Origin of the sequence: Parasedimentitalea maritima (genome assembly GCF_005771405.1) — a bacterium.
GTDB classification, from domain to species: domain Bacteria; phylum Pseudomonadota; class Alphaproteobacteria; order Rhodobacterales; family Rhodobacteraceae; genus Parasedimentitalea; species Parasedimentitalea maritima.
In genome coordinates, this window is record NZ_VAUA01000001.1 from 376,904 (window position 1) to 393,587 (window position 16,684).

Annotated in this window: 14 protein-coding genes and 1 other RNA gene; 9 read left to right on the top strand and 6 right to left on the bottom strand. The window is 55.7% G+C overall.

All coding sequences use genetic code 11. The features are described 5' to 3' along the window. The first annotated feature begins 45 nt into the window (after nt 1-45). Nucleotides 46-924, top strand: a complete 879-nt coding sequence (locus FEE96_RS01880; RefSeq protein ID WP_138161294.1) for an alpha/beta hydrolase family protein — start codon at nt 46-48, stop codon at nt 922-924. 34 nt (nt 925-958) lie between these two features. Here FEE96_RS01880 and rsgA read toward each other — a convergent pair whose 3' ends face one another. The 3 genes from rsgA to FEE96_RS01895 form a co-directional block, all read right to left on the bottom strand. After that, nucleotides 959-1,984, bottom strand: coding sequence for a ribosome small subunit-dependent GTPase A (gene rsgA, locus FEE96_RS01885; protein WP_138161295.1), 1,026 nt, complete (start codon nt 1,982-1,984; stop codon nt 959-961). Between the two features lie 208 nt (nt 1,985-2,192). Continuing rightward, nucleotides 2,193-2,291: signal recognition particle sRNA small type (ffs, locus tag FEE96_RS01890), an RNA gene on the bottom strand. A gap of 53 nt (nt 2,292-2,344) precedes the next feature. Beyond that, nucleotides 2,345-4,192, bottom strand: coding sequence for a 5'-nucleotidase C-terminal domain-containing protein (locus tag FEE96_RS01895; RefSeq protein ID WP_246079239.1), 1,848 nt, complete (start codon nt 4,190-4,192; stop codon nt 2,345-2,347). A gap of 312 nt (nt 4,193-4,504) precedes the next feature. Here FEE96_RS01895 and nudC point away from each other — a divergent pair, with 312 nt between their 5' ends. Next, entirely contained in the window at nt 4,505-5,488 is a 984-nt protein-coding gene (gene nudC, locus FEE96_RS01900) for an NAD(+) diphosphatase (protein WP_138161297.1), read from the top strand. Between the two features lie 58 nt (nt 5,489-5,546). Further along, nucleotides 5,547-6,014 carry an SRPBCC family protein gene (locus tag FEE96_RS01905; protein WP_138161298.1) on the top strand — a complete coding sequence of 156 codons (468 nt, stop codon included), beginning with the start codon at nt 5,547-5,549 and terminating at the stop codon, nt 6,012-6,014. Between the two features lie 92 nt (nt 6,015-6,106). Here FEE96_RS01905 and FEE96_RS01910 read toward each other — a convergent pair whose 3' ends face one another. Next, complete coding sequence (locus FEE96_RS01910) at nt 6,107-6,940, bottom strand: prephenate dehydratase (RefSeq protein ID WP_138161299.1); 834 nt, start codon at nt 6,938-6,940, stop codon at nt 6,107-6,109. Nucleotides 6,941-7,059: 119 nt separating this feature from the next. Here FEE96_RS01910 and FEE96_RS01915 point away from each other — a divergent pair, with 119 nt between their 5' ends. From FEE96_RS01915 to FEE96_RS01935, 5 genes are all read left to right on the top strand, one after another. Continuing rightward, a complete protein-coding gene (locus FEE96_RS01915; RefSeq protein WP_138161300.1) occupies nt 7,060-7,563 on the top strand; it encodes a c-type cytochrome in 504 nt (167 codons plus the stop codon). Between the two features lie 248 nt (nt 7,564-7,811). Continuing rightward, a complete protein-coding gene (locus FEE96_RS01920; protein WP_138161301.1) occupies nt 7,812-9,725 on the top strand; it encodes an extracellular solute-binding protein in 1,914 nt (637 codons plus the stop codon). 9 nt (nt 9,726-9,734) lie between these two features. Continuing rightward, nucleotides 9,735-10,820: a microcin C ABC transporter permease YejB gene (locus FEE96_RS01925; protein ID WP_138161302.1), complete on the top strand. Its 1,086-nt coding sequence runs from the start codon at nt 9,735-9,737 to the stop codon at nt 10,818-10,820. 3 nt (nt 10,821-10,823) lie between these two features. After that, nucleotides 10,824-11,930, top strand: coding sequence for an ABC transporter permease (locus tag FEE96_RS01930; protein ID WP_138161303.1), 1,107 nt, complete (start codon nt 10,824-10,826; stop codon nt 11,928-11,930). Continuing rightward, complete coding sequence (locus FEE96_RS01935) at nt 11,927-13,507, top strand: ABC transporter ATP-binding protein (RefSeq protein WP_138161304.1); 1,581 nt, start codon at nt 11,927-11,929, stop codon at nt 13,505-13,507. Before FEE96_RS01930 ends, FEE96_RS01935 begins: the two co-directional genes overlap by 4 nt. Nucleotides 13,508-13,564: 57 nt before the next feature. Here the strand turns inward: FEE96_RS01935 and hemN are convergent, their stop codons facing one another. Beyond that, a complete protein-coding gene (gene hemN, locus FEE96_RS01940; RefSeq protein ID WP_138161305.1) occupies nt 13,565-14,920 on the bottom strand; it encodes an oxygen-independent coproporphyrinogen III oxidase in 1,356 nt (451 codons plus the stop codon). 61 nt (nt 14,921-14,981) lie between these two features. Here hemN and fnrL point away from each other — a divergent pair, with 61 nt between their 5' ends. After that, nucleotides 14,982-15,716 (top strand): transcriptional regulator FnrL, encoded by a 735-nt coding sequence (gene fnrL / locus FEE96_RS01945; RefSeq protein ID WP_138161306.1) that lies wholly within the window; start codon nt 14,982-14,984, stop codon nt 15,714-15,716. On the opposite strand, the gene FEE96_RS01950 is transcribed toward fnrL, so the two are convergent. Continuing rightward, entirely contained in the window at nt 15,713-16,600 is an 888-nt protein-coding gene (locus FEE96_RS01950) for a LysR family transcriptional regulator (protein ID WP_138161307.1), read from the bottom strand. The genes fnrL and FEE96_RS01950 overlap by 4 nt on opposite strands. Nucleotides 16,601-16,684: the final 84 nt, after the last annotated feature.

A 16,684-nucleotide genomic window follows, 5' to 3' on the forward strand; every position in this document is an offset into this window, starting at 1 on the left:
GTCCAGAGATGTCGTGTGGACCAATCGGTCTAGAAGGGGTGTGATGTGCTAGATTTCGAAAACTTTGACCCGGAGGCCGAGGATCAGGCTGACCAATTGCGCTTTGATGCAGGCGGGGTCGAGCTGACAGGACGCCTTTATCGGCCCAAAGGAACTCCGCGCGCTGTGGTGGTCCTAAATGGGGCAACCGGGGTACCGCAGAGGTTTTATCGGCATTTTGCCCGCTGGCTGGCAGAAGAGCGGGAGATGGCCTGCCTGACCTATGATTACAGTGACTTTGGCGAGTCTGCGCAACGCTCTATACGTCGGTCAGATGCCACGATGGCGCGCTGGTCGATGGTGGAACAGCCGGCTGCACGTGACGAAATGCGGCGTCATTATCCTGAAGCGCCACTGTGGGTGATTGGACACTCTCTAGGGGCGATGTTGATGCCGCTACAGGACGGGATTGAGGATATTTCCAGAATGATCGTGGTCGCTGGTGGGCTGGTCCATCACAATGACCACCCATGGCCGTATCGTGCCCTGGCGCTGAGCTTTTGGTTTGGGCATGTGCCGCTGGCGGTCAAACTGATGGGGTATTTGCCGGGTCGGGCATTAGGATTGGGCGCGGACCTGCCGGCCAGTGTTTACTGGCAATGGCGCAAGTGGTGCACCACGCCGGGGAGCTATCTGCCCGAGGTCGGGGCTGGGTTGCCGTTGCCGGACTGGCAGAGCTGGGATGTCCCGGTGGATCTATTTGCGTTGAGTGACGACGAAATGATTCCCCCTGCCTGCGTATGGCGGTTGGGAGAGGTTTTTGGTGATGTGGAGCAGACCAGAACTGAACTGAAACCGCAGGATTATGGGTTGAAGAAGGTGGGTCACTTAGGGGCTTTTGCCCGCCGCAATGCTGCCCTTTGGCCGACGTTGATACCGGAATAAGGCGCGCCCAAACGGGCACGCCTTTGGGGGAAGGTTAGTATCCCTTGCGCCCTTTGTGATCGCGTTTCATCGATTTGACCATCTTTCCGAAGCCTTTGTCGCGACGTCGCGATTGCAGCAAGGTTTCGGAATTCCGCTCTTCATCGCGTTGTAGCTTTTGCCAGCGAGCCACGCGTTCCTGTTCCAGCGAGCCGTTCTTAACAGCGGCAATGACAGCGCAGCCGGGCTCGCCGTTATGGGCGCAATCGCTGAACCGGCAGCTCTGGGCGGTTTCGGTGATATCGGAAAAGACCTCTTCAACCCCTTCGTCGGCGTCCTTGATTCGCAGGGCGCGCATCCCGGGGGTGTCGATCAGCCAGCCACCGTGGACCATGCGGCGCAGGTAGCGGGCGGTGGTGGTATGGCGGCCCTTGGCGTCATCTTCGCGGATATCGCGCACTGCATCTGCGCTGCCGGTCAGGCCGTTGGTCAGGGTGGTTTTGCCAACACCGGATGACCCAACTAAAGCCGCAGTTTGACCGGGCTTGACCCAGTCTAACAGCTGTTTGAGATCGTCAGGATCTTTGGCGTTGAGTGTCAGCACCGAAAGGGCGGGCGCCAGAGATTCTGCTCTGACCCGGTAGTCTGCAGCGTCCTCGCCAACATCAGCTTTGGTGAGCACGACTACCGGGTAACAACCAGATTGATGTGCCAGAGCCAAATACCGTTCCAACCGGGCGAGGTTGAAGTCAGCGTTGCAGGATGTGGTGATGAACAGCACATCGACATTGGCGGCAATCAGCTGCACGCGGGCGTCGGTTCCAGCGGCGCGGCGGCTTAGCTCTGTTTGTCGTTCCAGCCGTTCGCAAACCTGATCCGCCGCATTGGCCAGAACCCAGTCGCCCACTGCAAATTCGCCAGTCAGACGGTCGGGCAGAAGCTGGATTTGGCCGTCAGGTGAAAGGCCGGTTAGTTTATCGCGATGAACAGCCGAGATGCGATAGGGCGTTAGGTCGCCGTCAGCGTCTTGTTGAGATTGAAAAAAGTCAGACCATCCGAGATCTGTATAGGTAAGAGTCATGGCTCTGCCTGCAATTGAACGTAGAAAGACCCAAGTGATGGCGATAGCGCATCACAACAGGAGTGGTGTTCAGGCAGGGAAACGGCGGATGGCCGGATCAGGAGTGCGCTGCCTGAGGGGTCGGTACTGCTACAATCATCAGGCCCTCCAATCAGGCTGTGGGAGCAGAGCTCCGGTTTTGCGAATCTGAGCGTACTGCGCAGAGATAAAGTGAGAGGCTGGACATCGACCCAAGCGGGGCTCGTTGTGGCTGCTTCCTTCCGGATCTGACCAGGTTGGCGAGGCGCTTGCCCGCGCCAACCTCTCGAATCTCGATATAGGGTGCTGCGCCGCGAAAGACAAGCGGCGTGTCGGGTACATCTACAGCGGCAGTCGCAACCTGAGGAAACCGTCTGCGGTTGGCTCAGCCGGTGGGAGGCTCAGATGGTCCAACTCGCTTAGGTGAGACCGGGCTGCGGGGCCTGTAAAAGCGAGAACCTCGGTTCCGGGGAGGCTGGCCAATTGCCAAGGGGAGGTGGTTATGGCCAAAGGCTCAGCTGGTGGGGTGCTGTTCAGATAATCGTAGATCGCCAACTGTATCGGTCGCCGAGGCAGGGATATCTGTCGTGCCTGCTGCACCATATTGAAATTGCCACCACCACCAACGCGATAGCTGTTGACTGCAACCACGAACTGCTGGGTTTTATCCAATGGTCGCCCGTTCCAGGTGGCGTTGCGAATGCGGTGGGACTGGATATCAGCCAGCTGGCCTGAGGCATGAAAGCGGGGAGGGGCAGAAACATCTATCTGATAGTCGAGCCCATGTAAGACATCAAAGTGATGCCCGGCCCGATCTGGGTTGACCAGTGCAGTGTCACTGGTCCCGGGGGAAACCTGATTGAAAAGGCCCGCTGACATTTCAAGCCAATCCAGAACCTGCGCCCCAGAAAGAACAACTGCGCGTAACTCGTTGGGGAATACATGCAGGTCCGCCACATGACGGCGACACAATGGCCCGGCGGCCACGTCGGTGTAATAATCCGGGCCGGAACGGGCGCCGTACTTGTTGGGAGACGCCGCTGACAGCAGAGGCAGATCTGCCTCGGCTCGATCCGAAAGTAACGGGCGAAGTGCTGCTGCCTGCGCGTTGGCTACCAGAGCCAGAGCCTGATCTGGCGCAAAAAAGGTAAAGTATGAGTGCAGTGCTTGCGGGCTGTGACCAACAGGCTGATCCATCCGGGCACGGGTGGCGATATGATCCTTTGCAAGGGCGGTGGTGAGCACCGGATCTTCATCCACCAATGGTGTAAGCCGACCCCCGCTATCGCGCTGAGCAATGGCCCGTAACGCGCAGTCCCATCCTGCAAGCCGCCACCCGCCGGGGCCATGTTGCATTTGCAGGTCAATGACCCCCAAATGCGAACCAAATGCTCCGGGCATGACAACGGGTTTGGTGAAAACTGTTTCAGGATCGGGCAGGAGCAAGTGGGTATGACCACCGACCAAGGCGTCAATTTCATCAACAAGTGCCAGTGGTCGCAGAGCGTTTTCGCACCCCGGACCTGTATTGTGCCCCAGCCCGGTATGCGCCAGCGCAATGACCAGATCGCAACCCTCAGCGCGCAGGGTGGTTGCCGTTTGTCGTGCCGCCTGCACCATATCCGCAATCTGCACCCGTCCTTCGAGCAGGTGTGCATCCCATCGCAGTGTCTGCACAGGCAGCACCGATAACAGGCCGATTTTGATGGGCGGTGCCTTCGGCGCGTCTGGAATGTTGCGTTCGAGAATGGCTGAGCTGACAAATGGCAGCTGTGTTGTATCGTCTACCGCTGTCATGTTTGAGCAGATCACCGGGCAGGGTGCAGTCTGCAGTGTTCGGCTCAGAGCTTCGATCCCGTAGTTGAAGTCATGGTTTCCAAGGCCAATCGCATCATAGTCCAATACCTGAAACGCCCGCATCAAAGGATGCTGGGGCGCTGCGTCGGGCTGCTCTCCAAGTGGTGTGCCCTGTAGCCCGTCGCCATTGTCCAGCAATAAGGTGGCCGCGCCCATGCTGACGGCTTCGGATCGGGCCTGGGAAATCAGACTGGCAGTACGTGACAGGCCAATGCCAGGGTTCGTTCGATCGCAATAATAGTCATGCCCCAAAAGGTTCATATGCAGATCGGTTGTTGCCAGAACTCGCAATGAGACCGGCTGACTAGAGTTGGAGAGGTCACGTTCTGTCACTGTTCGATGCGCCTGACGCCTGATTGTTCGCGGTGTCCTACTGGACGCCGTCCTTCCATGTGTTGAAACCAGTGATCCGGGGCTCTGCCCAGCCACAATTACAAAAAAGTTAACACAAACTGCCCATAGGCCAATCCCGAGATGCTTTTTCTCGCGGGTTCCGGCTTGGACTTTGATCTTAATGTGTGGCAGTCCATGTGCAAGGTGCGACACTGTTAGTGTTACGTTAAAAGTGCACATCTGGCAGAAATTTGGGCAAGTGAGCTGCCAAGAGGCGGTGCTGTCACTTGAGAATAGTCTAGGGAGCGCAAGGTGAAGCGAGCAGAACAGGTGACCTTTGGCGGTGGAGGTCTGGATCGGGCTGCTCATTTGCGTGAAGATCCCAAAGCACTGGAAGCGGCCTGGGCTGATCCGCAGGCTGAGGTGATGTTGATATGGCAGGGTAAACCGCTATCCCGCCGCAGCGGGCGCGGATCGTCTCCGGATCAATTGGCAATGATCACAACAGATCACCCCTTGGCGCAGGCACGCCAAAGCCAAGCAATTTTTCTGGGGCTGACACCGGAGGGTGCACCACAGTTTGCCTGTGATATGAGCGATTGGCAGCCTGATGCGCTGGATCAGGCCATGTTGGCCAGCTTTGCCGATGCCAGCGAGCAGCATCACCCCGACTTGCCGGTTGGTGACGTGTTTACTGAATTGCGCCGGATGATGGCGTTCCTGACGCCACTTGAGGCCGAGCTTGCAGCGACGGCCAAGGCCGTTCTGGCCTGGCACCACAGCCACCAGTTCTGTGCCCGCTGTGGTGCAGCCAGCGCGGTTGCTCAGGCTGGGTGGCAACGCAATTGCCCAGACTGCAACGCCTCGCATTTTCCACGCACGGATCCGGTGGTGATCATGTTGATCACACATGGGGATTCGGTGCTGATGGGGCGATCACCGGGTTGGCCCGAGGGGATGTATTCGCTACTGGCAGGCTTTGTTGAGCCTGGCGAAACCCTGGAAGCCGCCGTGCGCCGTGAAGTGTTTGAAGAAGCAGGCGTACGAGTGGGGGCTGTCAGTTATCTGTCTAGTCAGCCCTGGCCGTTTCCAATGTCGTTGATGTTCGGCTGCGCGGGTAGTGCGCTGGAGCGCGAATTAACCATCGATACCACAGAGATTGAGGATGCGCTCTGGGTCAGTCGCGCTGATATGATGATGGTGTTTGCCGGCGAGCATCCCAGAATCAGTGCGGCCCGAAAAGGTTCAATTGCGCATTTCTTGTTACAGAACTGGCTTGCGGATAGGCTGGATTGAGACGAATAAGAACGTCACATTCGAAAGTTGTGATGAAAATTAAATTGATGGGGACACCATGAAATTTGTGAGCAAGGAAGACATCGAGGCTCCCATTGCCGAGGTTTTTGCCGTTCTCAGTGAATTTGAAAACTTTGAACGCTCGGCTATTCGTCGCGGGGTTGAAGTGCAGCGCATGGGCGATGTCGCGGCTCCGGCCAGTGGGCTTGGCTGGGATGTGCAGTTTATGTACCGCGGCAAGAGCCGTGATTTACACCTGAAGCTGGCCGAGTACGAGCCGGTGACTGGAATGCGCTTATCCGCAGAAGGGGGCGGGATCGAAGGTGGACTGGACGTGGAGCTGCTGGCCTTGTCTCCGCGTCGCACCCGGATGGTGGTTGTTCTGGAGCTAAAGCCGAGAACTCTTTCCGGGCGGTTACTGGTGCAATCACTGAAGCTGGCCAAAAGCAAGCTGACCAAGCGCTACAAGTTGCGCGTCGCGGAATTTGCCAAACTGACCGAAGAGCGGCTGAGCCGGACAGCCTGAAAAATGTAGGGTGCGTGCTGGCACGCACCTTTACACAAAAGGCGGTGCAGGGCAGGTGCGTGCCAGCACACACCCTACACAAACTTTGATCGTTAGAATCTGCCGTTGTCGGCTGGAAACACGCCAAGGATTTCGATGTTGGTTGTGAAATATGCCAACTCATCCAGCGCCAGCTGGACATTTGGATCGTCGGGGTGACCATCGATGTCGGCATAAAACTGTGTGGCGGTAAAGGAGCCGTCGACCATGTAGCTTTCCAGTTTGGTCATGTTGACGCCATTGGTGGCAAAGCCGCCCATCGCTTTGTATAGCGCTGCTGGGATGTTGCGGACCTGAAACACAAAACTGGTGATCATGCCATGCGCGCCACGCCGACTGGTGTCGAGTTCGGGTGACATGATCACAAAGCGCGTTGTATTGTTGCCTTCGTCTTCGATATGGCGGGCCATCACGTTCAGCCCATAAATGTCACCGGCCAGTTCGCTGGCCAGAGCGGCGTGGTGAATGTCACCACGTTCAGCGACTTCGCGCGCGGCGCGGGCATTGTCGGGGCTGACCCGACCGCGAATACTGTGTTCGCGCAGAAAGCTGGCGCACTGCGGCAGAAGCACCAGATGCGAATGTGCTTCTTGTACGTCTTCCAAGGTTGCCCCCGGTACCACCAGCAGATTGATATGAACGCGAACAAAGGCCTCGTCGACGATATGCAGCCCGCTATGCGGTAGTAAACGGTGGATATCAGCGACCCGTCCATAGGTCGAATTTTCAACCGGTAGCATCGCCTGATCAGCGTTCCCACCGCGGACGGCATCGATGGCATCCTCAAATGTACGGCAAGGCAGCACCTCAAATCCGGGCCGCGCATTGCGGCAGGCCTCGTGACTATAGGAGCCCAGCTCCCCCTGAATGGCAATTTTCCGGGTCATTTGTGCGACTTCCGTGCAAAAGATCTTTAAAAGGGCATTTCGTCGCGTTGTCTATACCTTGCCAGTTGCCGGGGGAAGCCTTAGACACCCCCTCAGTTATAGAAAATGGACTCGCGATCATGTTTGACACGATGACCCTTACCAAAGCGGCTGCAGGACTCTGTGGCGCGTTCCTGGTTCTCCTTTTGGGCAAATGGGCTGCAGAAGAAATTTATCATATGGATAGCCACGGCGAGGCGTCCTATGTGATTGAGCTGGAAGAGGCAGGTGAACAAGAAGAAGTGGCGGAGGTCAACTTTGAGGAGTTGATGGCTGCGGCTGACGTTGGCAAAGGCGCCAAAGTCTTCAAGAAATGTTCCGCTTGTCACAAACTGGAAGATGGCGTTAACGCCACCGGTCCGTACCTGTATGGTGTGGTTGACCGCGCGGTTGGCGGAGCTGCAGGGTTTGGATACTCAGCTGCAATGGCTGGCTTTGGCGGTGATTGGACCGTCGAACGTCTGGACGCTTTCCTGGCCAAACCAAAAAGCTATGTGTCCGGGACAACAATGGGTTTCTCGGGCCTGAAAAAACAGAGCGACCGGGTCAACCTGATCGCTTATCTGGACAGCCTGGACGGTTAAGCCGTTCTGTCTTTCAGGACTTTAAGATCAAAGGGCCGCTGCTTTTGCTGCGGCCCTTTTCTATTTTTTGCTTGAATTTGGCAGGCAATTTGCAGCGCTTTTCCGCGCAGAGCGTTTAAATTCATTCGTCAATTGCGGTTGCTGCGGGAAAAAATCACGTTATTTCAACTTGAAAGTTACCACGCCCGGCCTTTAGCTTAACCGGGACAGGCCCGATCAAAAAGACGCGGGCATGGGAGGATTAGCAGATGAGCACACCCCGTAGCGTTGTACGAGCCCGCGTGATTGACAATAGGGCGCGACAGCGGGCCCTGAGTGTGATGGTCATGGGGCTGATATTGGCTCTGGGGTTTGCCAGTTTCTTGCAAGCTGAAGAGAAAATCATCACCAGCCATGGGTTTTCCGAATTTGGTGATTTGAAGTACCCGGCAGGATTTGAACATTTCGATTATGTGAACCCAGATGCACCTCGCGGTGGCCAATTATCATATGGGGCGCAGGGGACCTTCGACAGCTTTAATCCCTACACCCGCAAAGGGCGTGGTGCTGCGCGCTCGACCGAGCATTTTGAATCACTGTTGACGCCATCCTATGATGAAGCGGCTTCATACTATGGGTTGGTGGCGGAAAGCCTAGAGTACCCTGAAAGCCAGGATTGGGTCATTTTTAATATGCGCCCAGAGGCGGTATTCTCTGACGGTTCCCCGGTCACCGCCGATGATGTGGTATTCTCGCATAATCTGCTGCTGGACCAAGGTTTGAAATCCTATGCCGATGCAGTGCGTAAACGTATCCCCAAGGCCGAGGCATTGGGCCCGCATCGGGTGAAATTCTATTTTTCCCCCGATTTTCCCAAACGAGCGATGATTTCGCAGGTTGGTGGAACGCCGATTTATTCTAAGGCCTGGTTTGAGGCTGATCCTGAAAACCGTCGTTTGGATGAGCCGCGACTGGACCCAGGTATTGGGTCGGGTCCCTATATGCTGGACAGCTATGACATCAACCGGCGTGTGGTCTATAAGCGGAACCCGGACTATTGGGGCGACAACATCAATGTGAATGTCGGTCGCCACAACTATGACAGTATCCGCATCGAATATTTCACCGATTCCGTCGCGGCGATGGAAGGGTTCAAATCCGGGGCTTTTACTCTGCGCCAGGAAAACAACTCCAAGAGCTGGGCGACAGCCTATGACTTCCCTGCGTTGCACGCTGGCAATGTTGTAAAAGGTGATTTCTTTGACGGTGACGTGCCGGGTGCAAGTGGCTTTGTGTTCAATCTGGATCGGCCGCAGTTTCAGGACATTCAAGTGCGGGCGGCAATGCAGCTGGCCTATAATTTTGAATGGACCAACGAAAGCCTGCAGTATGGGCTGTTCCAGCAGCGCCATTCGTTTTGGCAGGGGAGTGAGCTTCAGGCCACAGGAGTGCCAGAAGGTCGCGAGTTGGAAGTGTTGCAGAGTTTAGGTGATGCTCTCGACCCGGCGATCTTGACTGAGGAGGCTATCACCGCCCATGAATCCAGCTCCAAACGTCAGAATGATCGTCGCAATATACGGAAAGCCATGAAGTTGTTGGATGCTGCAGGGTGGGCTGTTGGGGATGATGGAATTCGCCGCAATGCGGATGGCCAGACCCTGTCAGTTGAATTCCTATCGGATCAGCCAACGCTAGACCGGATCATTCAGCCTTATGTCGACAATCTGGTCGTTATGGGTGTCGATGCTAAATACAACCGGATCGACAATGCGCAGTTTACTGCACGGCGACGTGACCGTGATTTTGACATGATGGTGGCGGGCTATCGAAATTCCTTGCAACCCTCGACAGGATTGTATCAGAAATTCGGTGAAGAGGCGGCGTCCTACTCCCTGTTCAACCCAACTGGTGTGCATGGTCCTGATATCGAGCCGCTAATCGACAACATTGTCCAAGCAAAAACCACTGAAGAGCTATATGCAAATGTGCGGGCGCTGGACCGGGTATTGTTGTCCAAGCGGATCATGGTTCCGACTTGGTATCTGGGCAAATACTGGGTGGCCTATTGGGACATGTATAGCTTCCCGGACAATCTGCCACCGTATGCGCTGGGCTTTGATGACCTGTGGTGGATCGACGAGGACCGTGCAGCGGCGTTGATTACCTCTGGCGTGTTGCGGTAGGGGCCGGTCATGGCTGCCTATATCCTCCGCCGTTTTCTGCTGGTGATTCCAACTTTGCTGGGGATCTTGGTGATCAACTTTGCTCTGGTGCAATTTGTTCCGGGAGGACCCGTCGAACAGCGCATTGCCGAGATGCAGGGCGGGGGTGATGTGTTCGAAGGGTTTGCCGGCGGTGGTTCTGATGTTGAAGGAATGCGGGAAAGCGGAAGCGATGATTACCTCGGATCACGTGGCTTGCCTGAAGAACTGATCAAAGAATTGGAAGTCATGTATGGGTTGGATAAGCCGCCATTGCAGCGGTTTTTTCTGATGCTAGGAAATTACGCGCGCTTGGATTTCGGCGAGAGCTATTTCCGCAAGATCAGCGTGTTGGACTTGGTGCTGGAAAAAATGCCAGTGTCCATTTCGCTCGGGTTGTGGTCAACGCTGATCGCCTATTTGATTTCAATCCCGCTGGGCATCCGTAAGGCAATCCACGACGGTAGCCGCTTTGATACATGGACCAGTGCTGCGATTATTGCTGCCTACTCCATACCCGGCTTTCTGTTCGCCATCTTGTTGTTGGTGTTGTTTGCCGGGGGATCGTATTGGCAGATTTTCCCTTTGCGCGGATTAACTTCGGACAATTGGGAAAACCTGAGTACTTATGGCAAGATCGTAGACTACGCCTGGCACATTGCGCTGCCGGTGGCGGCTTCGTCGACAGCAGCCTTTGCAACGCTGACCCTTTTGACCAAAAACTCGTTTCTGGATGAGATCAAGAAGCAGTATGTGATCACGGCACGGGCCAAGGGACTAAGCGAGAACAAGGTTCTATATGGCCATGTGTTCCGTAATGCGATGTTGATTGTGATTGCCGGCTTCCCTGCTGTTTTTGTCAGTGTGTTTTTTGGCGGGTCGATCATCATCGAAACCATCTTCTCGCTTGATGGTCTGGGGCGTTTGGGGTTCGAGGCAGCGGTGCAACGAGACTATCCTGTTATCTTTGGCACGTTGTTTGTCTTTGGCATTTTGGGGCTGGTTGTGGGGATCATTTCCGATCTGATGTATGTGGTGGTTGATCCGCGCATCGATTTTGAAAAGCGGGAGGGATAACAAATGGCTATGTCTCCACTCAATCAGCGTCGCTGGCGCAACTTTCGCCGCAACGGGCGCGCGTTTTGGTCATTGATCATTTTTTCTGTGTTGTTTGGCTTGTCATTGTTTGCAGAGTTCATAGCCAACAATAAACCGATCTTGGTTAGCTATCGCGGCGAAATCTACGCACCTGTGTTCAACTTCTATCCCGAAACCGCCTTTGGAGGGGATTTCCAAACCGAAGCGATCTATCGCGATCCCGAGGTTGAATGCCTAATCCAATCTGGTGGAATAGAGGACTGTTTTGATGATCCTGAGGGCATTATCGAACAAATCCAGTCGGGAGAGTATGAGGCAGAAGGCTTTGACAAGGGTTGGACCCTCTGGCCGTTGATCCGGTATTCTTACAACACCACCGTGGACCGCCCCGGTGCAGCGCCACTGCCACCAAATTCGCAAAACTGGTTGGGCACCGACGACACCAAACGCGATGTGTTAGCACGGGTGATCCATGGGTTCCGGCTGTCGATCGTCTTTACCTTGATTGTCACCAGTATTTCCAGCGTGATCGGCATCATTGCCGGTGCGGTACAGGGGTACTTTGGGGGCTGGATTGATCTGGTGTTCCAGCGGATCATCGAAATCTGGTCAGGGACGCCGCAGCTCTATGTGATCATCATCCTGTTTGCCATTCTTGGCCGCAGCTTTTGGCTGCTTGTCGGGTTGATGATCCTGTTCGGCTGGATGGGCTTGGTGGGCGTCGTGCGTGCCGAATTCCTGCGGGCGCGAAATCTGGAGTATGTTCGCGCCGCTAAGGCGCTGGGTGTGAGCAATCTGACCATCATGTTTCGCCATATGCTGCCCAACGCTATGGTCGCGACGCTGACATTTATGCCATTTATTATCACTGGCACAATTGGAAGCTTGGCAGGTCTGGATTTCCTCGGATTTGGCCTGCCTGCGTCTGCGCCATCACTGGGTGAGTTGACCTTGCAGGCGAAACAGAACCTCGAGGCGCCTTGGCTGGCGTTCACTGCGTTTGTCACCTTTGCCATCATGCTGTCGCTGCTGGTCTTCATTTTCGAAGGCGTGCGCGATGCATTTGATCCCAGAAAGACCTTCTCATGAGCGCGCTTTTGCAAGTGAACGACCTGCGTGTTTCATTCCGCCAGGACGGTAAGTCATCGATGGCGGTTAAAGGTGTTTCCTTTACAGTTGATCGAGGTGAAACTGTTGCATTGGTTGGGGAAAGCGGTTCGGGTAAGTCTGTTACTGCTTTGTCGACGGTTTCGTTGCTGGGTGACAGCGCCTCAGTCGAGGGATCTGTTCTCTACGATGGTAAGGAAATGATTGGCGCTGATGACCAACGGTTGATGGACGTGCGTGGCAATGACATCAGCTTTATCTTTCAGGAACCGATGACCTCGCTGAACCCGCTTCACACAATCGAAAAGCAGCTGGCCGAATCTATTGCGTTGCATCAGGGATTGGCGGGCGCGGCGGCGCGGGCGCTGATCCTCGAGCTGTTGGCAAAGGTTGGTATCCGGGACGCCGAGGATCGGCTTGGTGCTTATCCACATCAGTTATCCGGTGGACAGCGGCAGCGTGTGATGATTGCGTTGGCGTTGGCCAACAAGCCCGACGTTCTGATTGCCGACGAACCAACTACAGCGCTGGATGTGACGATCCAAGCCCAGATTCTGGACCTGCTGGGCGACTTGAAAGCCAGTGAAGGCATGGGGCTGTTGTTCATTACCCATGATTTGAACATCGTGCGCCGCATCGCCGATAAGGTCTGCGTGATGAAGGATGGCGAGATCGTGGAGACGGGGCCAACGGCCGAGATCTTTGGGAACCCACAACACCCCTATACTCAAATGTTGCTGGCGGCCGAGCCCGCTGGTCATCCTGAGCCTGTGCCGGAAAATGCGCAAGAGTTGATCCGGACCAAGGAGTTGAAGGTGTGGTTCCCCATTCAACGTGGATTCTTGAAACGCACAGTTGGCCATATCAAGGCGGTTAATCCTTCATCGATCTCCGTCCGTGCAGGCGAAACATTGGGCATTGTCGGCGAAAGTGGCTCGGGCAAGACAACAATGGCACTGGCCATCATGCGGTTGATTGCCTCAGAAGGCGGTGTGAATTTCCATGGTAACGATCTGCGCAAATTCTCGACCAAAGATTTGCGGCAGCTTCGCAAGGACATGCAGATCGTATTTCAGGATCCGTTTGGATCGTTGTCGCCACGGATGACCTGCGCCCAGATTATTGCCGAGGGGGTGGGGATACATAAGATCGAGCCAGACCGTGATCCACGTGATTTGGTTGCAGATATCATGACAGAGGTGGGTTTGGATCCGATAGCGATGGATCGATACCCACATGAGTTTTCAGGTGGTCAGCGTCAACGCATAGCCATTGCCCGCGCGATGGTGCTGCGGCCCAAGCTGGTGGTTCTGGACGAGCCGACGTCTGCGCTGGATATGACTGTGCAAGTACAGATCGTGGAATTGCTGCGTGATTTGCAACGGCGCCACGGGCTGGCCTATCTGTTTATCTCGCATGATTTGAACGTTGTGCGGGCGATGTCGCACAAAGTGATGGTGATGAAGCAAGGCGACGTGGTGGAGACTGGCATGGCCGAGGACGTCTTTGCCAACCCGCAGCATGAGTACACGCGTACATTGCTGACTGCGGCAAGGTGACTGTATCTGCCCGGCCGAATGTTGGCCGGGCTTAGTTGCGTCAATAGTTTGAAATCATCAGATCGCCGAAGAGTGTCCAGTCTTGCTGAGATCGTAAGCATCAAAGCTACGGGCAATCATTCGCGTGAGCGGCCTGGCTTTTTCAGGGATGTATAGTCCCTGAGATGAGATTTGCAGCATGTCGGGGAAGCGATTGGAGGCGTCTGTGTATAGCTGTTGCAACGCAGACGGCGTGATGTCGAACTCAGCCAGAATCTCTGCTGAGTTGATCCGGAAATCACACATCAAGACTTCAATCAGCCGCGCGCGCAGACGGTCTTCGCCTCGGAACGTATGGCCGCGACCCGTCGAGAATGTGCCCGCACGAATTGCCTTGGTATGGGCCGACGTGGCAGATGCGTTTTGCGCGTAGCCCTGCGGAAACCGAGAAATAGACGAGGCACCCAACCCGATCAGAACTTCTGACTGATCATCAGTGTAGCCCTGAAAATTGCGTTTGAGTTGGCCGGTTTGCTGAGCAACGGTCAGGCCATCTGTCTGAGTGGCAAAATGGTCGATGCCAATTTCAGCATAGTTATCCCAAAGAAACAGTTTGCGGGCGGTATCATAGAGGTCCAGCCGTTCCTGCGGTGTGGGCAGGGCCTCGGAGGGGATCATCTGCTGGCGTTTGGCCATCCACGGAACATGCGCATAGCCATATAGCGCCACCCGGTCTGGGTTGAGTGACAGCAGCTTTTGTACACTTTCTGTCATCCGTTGTTGTGACTGGTGCGGCAAGCCGTAAAGAATATCAGCGTTCAGGCTGGTGATGCCCCGGGCTCGGATCATCTCAACCGCGTCGCGGGTGATGTCATAGCTTTGGATCCGGCCAATGGTCTTTTGGATCTCGTCGTCAAAATCCTGAACCCCAATTGACGCACGATTCATGCCTGCGGCGGCCAGCGCATCAAGACGGGCCTCGTCGATCTCGTTGGGATCGATCTCAACTGAAAACTCAGCATCCGGGGCAAACGGAGCGATCTCGGCAATGGACCCGGCCAGTTGCGTCATCATATCTGGCGCCAGCAGGGTCGGGGTACCACCACCCCAGTGCAGACGGGAAAGCTTTACGCCTTCGGGAAGGATATGCCCCAACATTTTGATCTCGGCTTTCAGCACCTCTAGATAGGCGCGCACCGGAGAATCACTTTGGGTGCCTTGTGTGCGGCAGGCGCAGAACCAGCAAAGTCTGCGGCAGAACGGCACATGTATGTACAACGAGATTGAGCTATTGGGCTTAATCGTTGAAATCCAATCGGAAAATCGATCCGGCCCGACATCGTTGCTGAAATGAGGTGAGGTTGGGTAGCTGGTGTACCGCGGCACTTTGGCATCGAATAAACCGAGCTTGGCCAATTGTGATTTCTGTGTCATTTGGATAATCTACTTCAAGTCCGACAGGACTAACTTTGACCCAGATCAATTGGGACCGATGATGAATACCCCAAACTTTACAGCAGGCAAATGCAGTGATTGCCCAATCCGTCACCGCGCTGTCTGCGCACGCTGCAACGCTGATGAGCTCGTCGAGCTGGACGCGATCAAATATTACCGCACCTATGAGGCGGGCCAGACCGTAATCTGGTCCGGCGATAAAATGGGCTTTGTCGGATCCGTGGTGTCGGGGGTTGCAACCCTGACCCAAACCATGGAGGACGGCCGGACCCAGATGGTGGGGCTCCTGCTGCCCAGCGATTTTGTTGGTCGGCCAGGACGTGACGGGGCTGCCTATAATGTTGTGGCCACAACTGATGTGGTCATGTGCTGTTTCCGCAAAAAGCCGTTCGAAGAGTTGATGAGCAAGACACCGCACATTGCACACCGGTTGTTGGAAATGACGCTGGATGAGCTGGACGCCGCCCGCGAATGGATGTTGGTGTTGGGGCGCAAGACAGCGCGCGAAAAAATCGCCAGCCTTTTGTCCATTATTGCCCGCCGCAATACGACGCCTGACAATGATAGCGTGTCTACGGTTTTTGACCTGCCTCTCACCCGCGAGGCGATGGCCGACTATTTGGGTCTGACCCTTGAGACCGTCAGCCGCCAGGTGTCGGCGCTAAAACGGGATGGCGTCATTCAGTTGCAAGGCAAGCGTCATGTTACAGTGCCAGATATGACGCGGCTGATGGAAGAAGCTGGGGATGACACTGATGGCGGGTTCCTGATCTAGCGATCGGGGACACGGCCCGCCCCAGTTAGCCAGCGCGCCACTTGTCCGGCTGGGCTGCCGCGCCGATGGCGGCGGGGGCTCCATAGGCGCAAACTGAGTGGGAGCGAAACCACGGTTTCGAATGGCGCAACCAGCGCGCCACTGTTCAACTGGCGCTCAATGAGTGCTGTATGGCCAATCAACACTCCCGCTCCATTCACCGTCTCTTCAACTGCCAATGCATACAGAGAAAATTCTGGTCCACGCGGGGTGATCGCGGCGTCGGGGCAGGCAGCGTTCAGCCAGTGGTCCCAATCCTTAGACCAGCTACTGTCAGACAGGCACGGGACATGTTGCAGGTCGGCGGGACTGCGCAACTGGTCGGCAAAGGAAGGAGCGCAGACCGGCGTTATCCCGTCTTTGGCGACCTCTTCCCCCAGCGCGGCATCGTAGAACAGACACAGGTCATAGGGCGCACGTTTTAAATTGGGCGGCACTTCCATTGCAGTGATAGAGATTTCGATGTCCGGCGCTGCTGCGCGCAGGGCAGGCAATCGTGGCGACAACCAGAATTGGGCGACGGCGGGCAGGGCAGCAATATGTACAACCTGCGGCGCGGCCTCGCTGTGCAACATTTGCATGGCCTGCCCCATCTGATCGAACGCTGCGGTGAAATCGGGCAGTACCCGCACCCCTAGCGCCGTCAGTGTGACACCCTTGGCGCTGCGCAGGAATAGCGGCGCGCGCAGGCTATCTTCCAGTGTTTTCACATGAGCGGACACGGCGCCGGGGCTAATGCCCAGCTCTTGTGCAGCGGCCGCAAAGCCGCCCAACCGGGCCGCTGTTTCAAAGGCGCGCAGCGCAGTCATGGGGAGTTGCTTAGGTCTGGGTGGAGAGACGGGCATGGGGTTAGCCTTAGTTTTTCTAAGCCTAGTTTTTCGCAAAACTGATTTGCTGACAAGGGGGCGTGGGGTGTTGAGTGGGGTTAG

Excerpts from the sequence above, each read along its gene's own strand:
- FEE96_RS01925 (WP_138161302.1), top strand. The coding sequence starts at position 9,735 with ATGGCTGCCTATATCCTCCGCCGTTTTCTGCTGGTGATTCCAACTTTG.
- hemN (WP_138161305.1), bottom strand. The coding sequence starts at position 14,920 with ATGACACAGAAATCACAATTGGCCAAGCTCGGTTTATTCGATGCCAAA.
- FEE96_RS01915 (WP_138161300.1), top strand. The coding sequence starts at position 7,060 with ATGTTTGACACGATGACCCTTACCAAAGCGGCTGCAGGACTCTGTGGC.
- FEE96_RS01935 (WP_138161304.1), top strand. The coding sequence starts at position 11,927 with ATGAGCGCGCTTTTGCAAGTGAACGACCTGCGTGTTTCATTCCGCCAG.
- FEE96_RS01930 (WP_138161303.1), top strand. The coding sequence starts at position 10,824 with ATGGCTATGTCTCCACTCAATCAGCGTCGCTGGCGCAACTTTCGCCGC.
- FEE96_RS01950 (WP_138161307.1), bottom strand. The coding sequence starts at position 16,600 with ATGCCCGTCTCTCCACCCAGACCTAAGCAACTCCCCATGACTGCGCTG.
- FEE96_RS01905 (WP_138161298.1), top strand. The coding sequence starts at position 5,547 with ATGAAATTTGTGAGCAAGGAAGACATCGAGGCTCCCATTGCCGAGGTT.
- fnrL (WP_138161306.1), top strand. The coding sequence starts at position 14,982 with ATGAATACCCCAAACTTTACAGCAGGCAAATGCAGTGATTGCCCAATC.
- FEE96_RS01910 (WP_138161299.1), bottom strand. The coding sequence starts at position 6,940 with ATGACCCGGAAAATTGCCATTCAGGGGGAGCTGGGCTCCTATAGTCAC.
- FEE96_RS01920 (WP_138161301.1), top strand. The coding sequence starts at position 7,812 with ATGAGCACACCCCGTAGCGTTGTACGAGCCCGCGTGATTGACAATAGG.
- rsgA (WP_138161295.1), bottom strand. The coding sequence starts at position 1,984 with ATGACTCTTACCTATACAGATCTCGGATGGTCTGACTTTTTTCAATCT.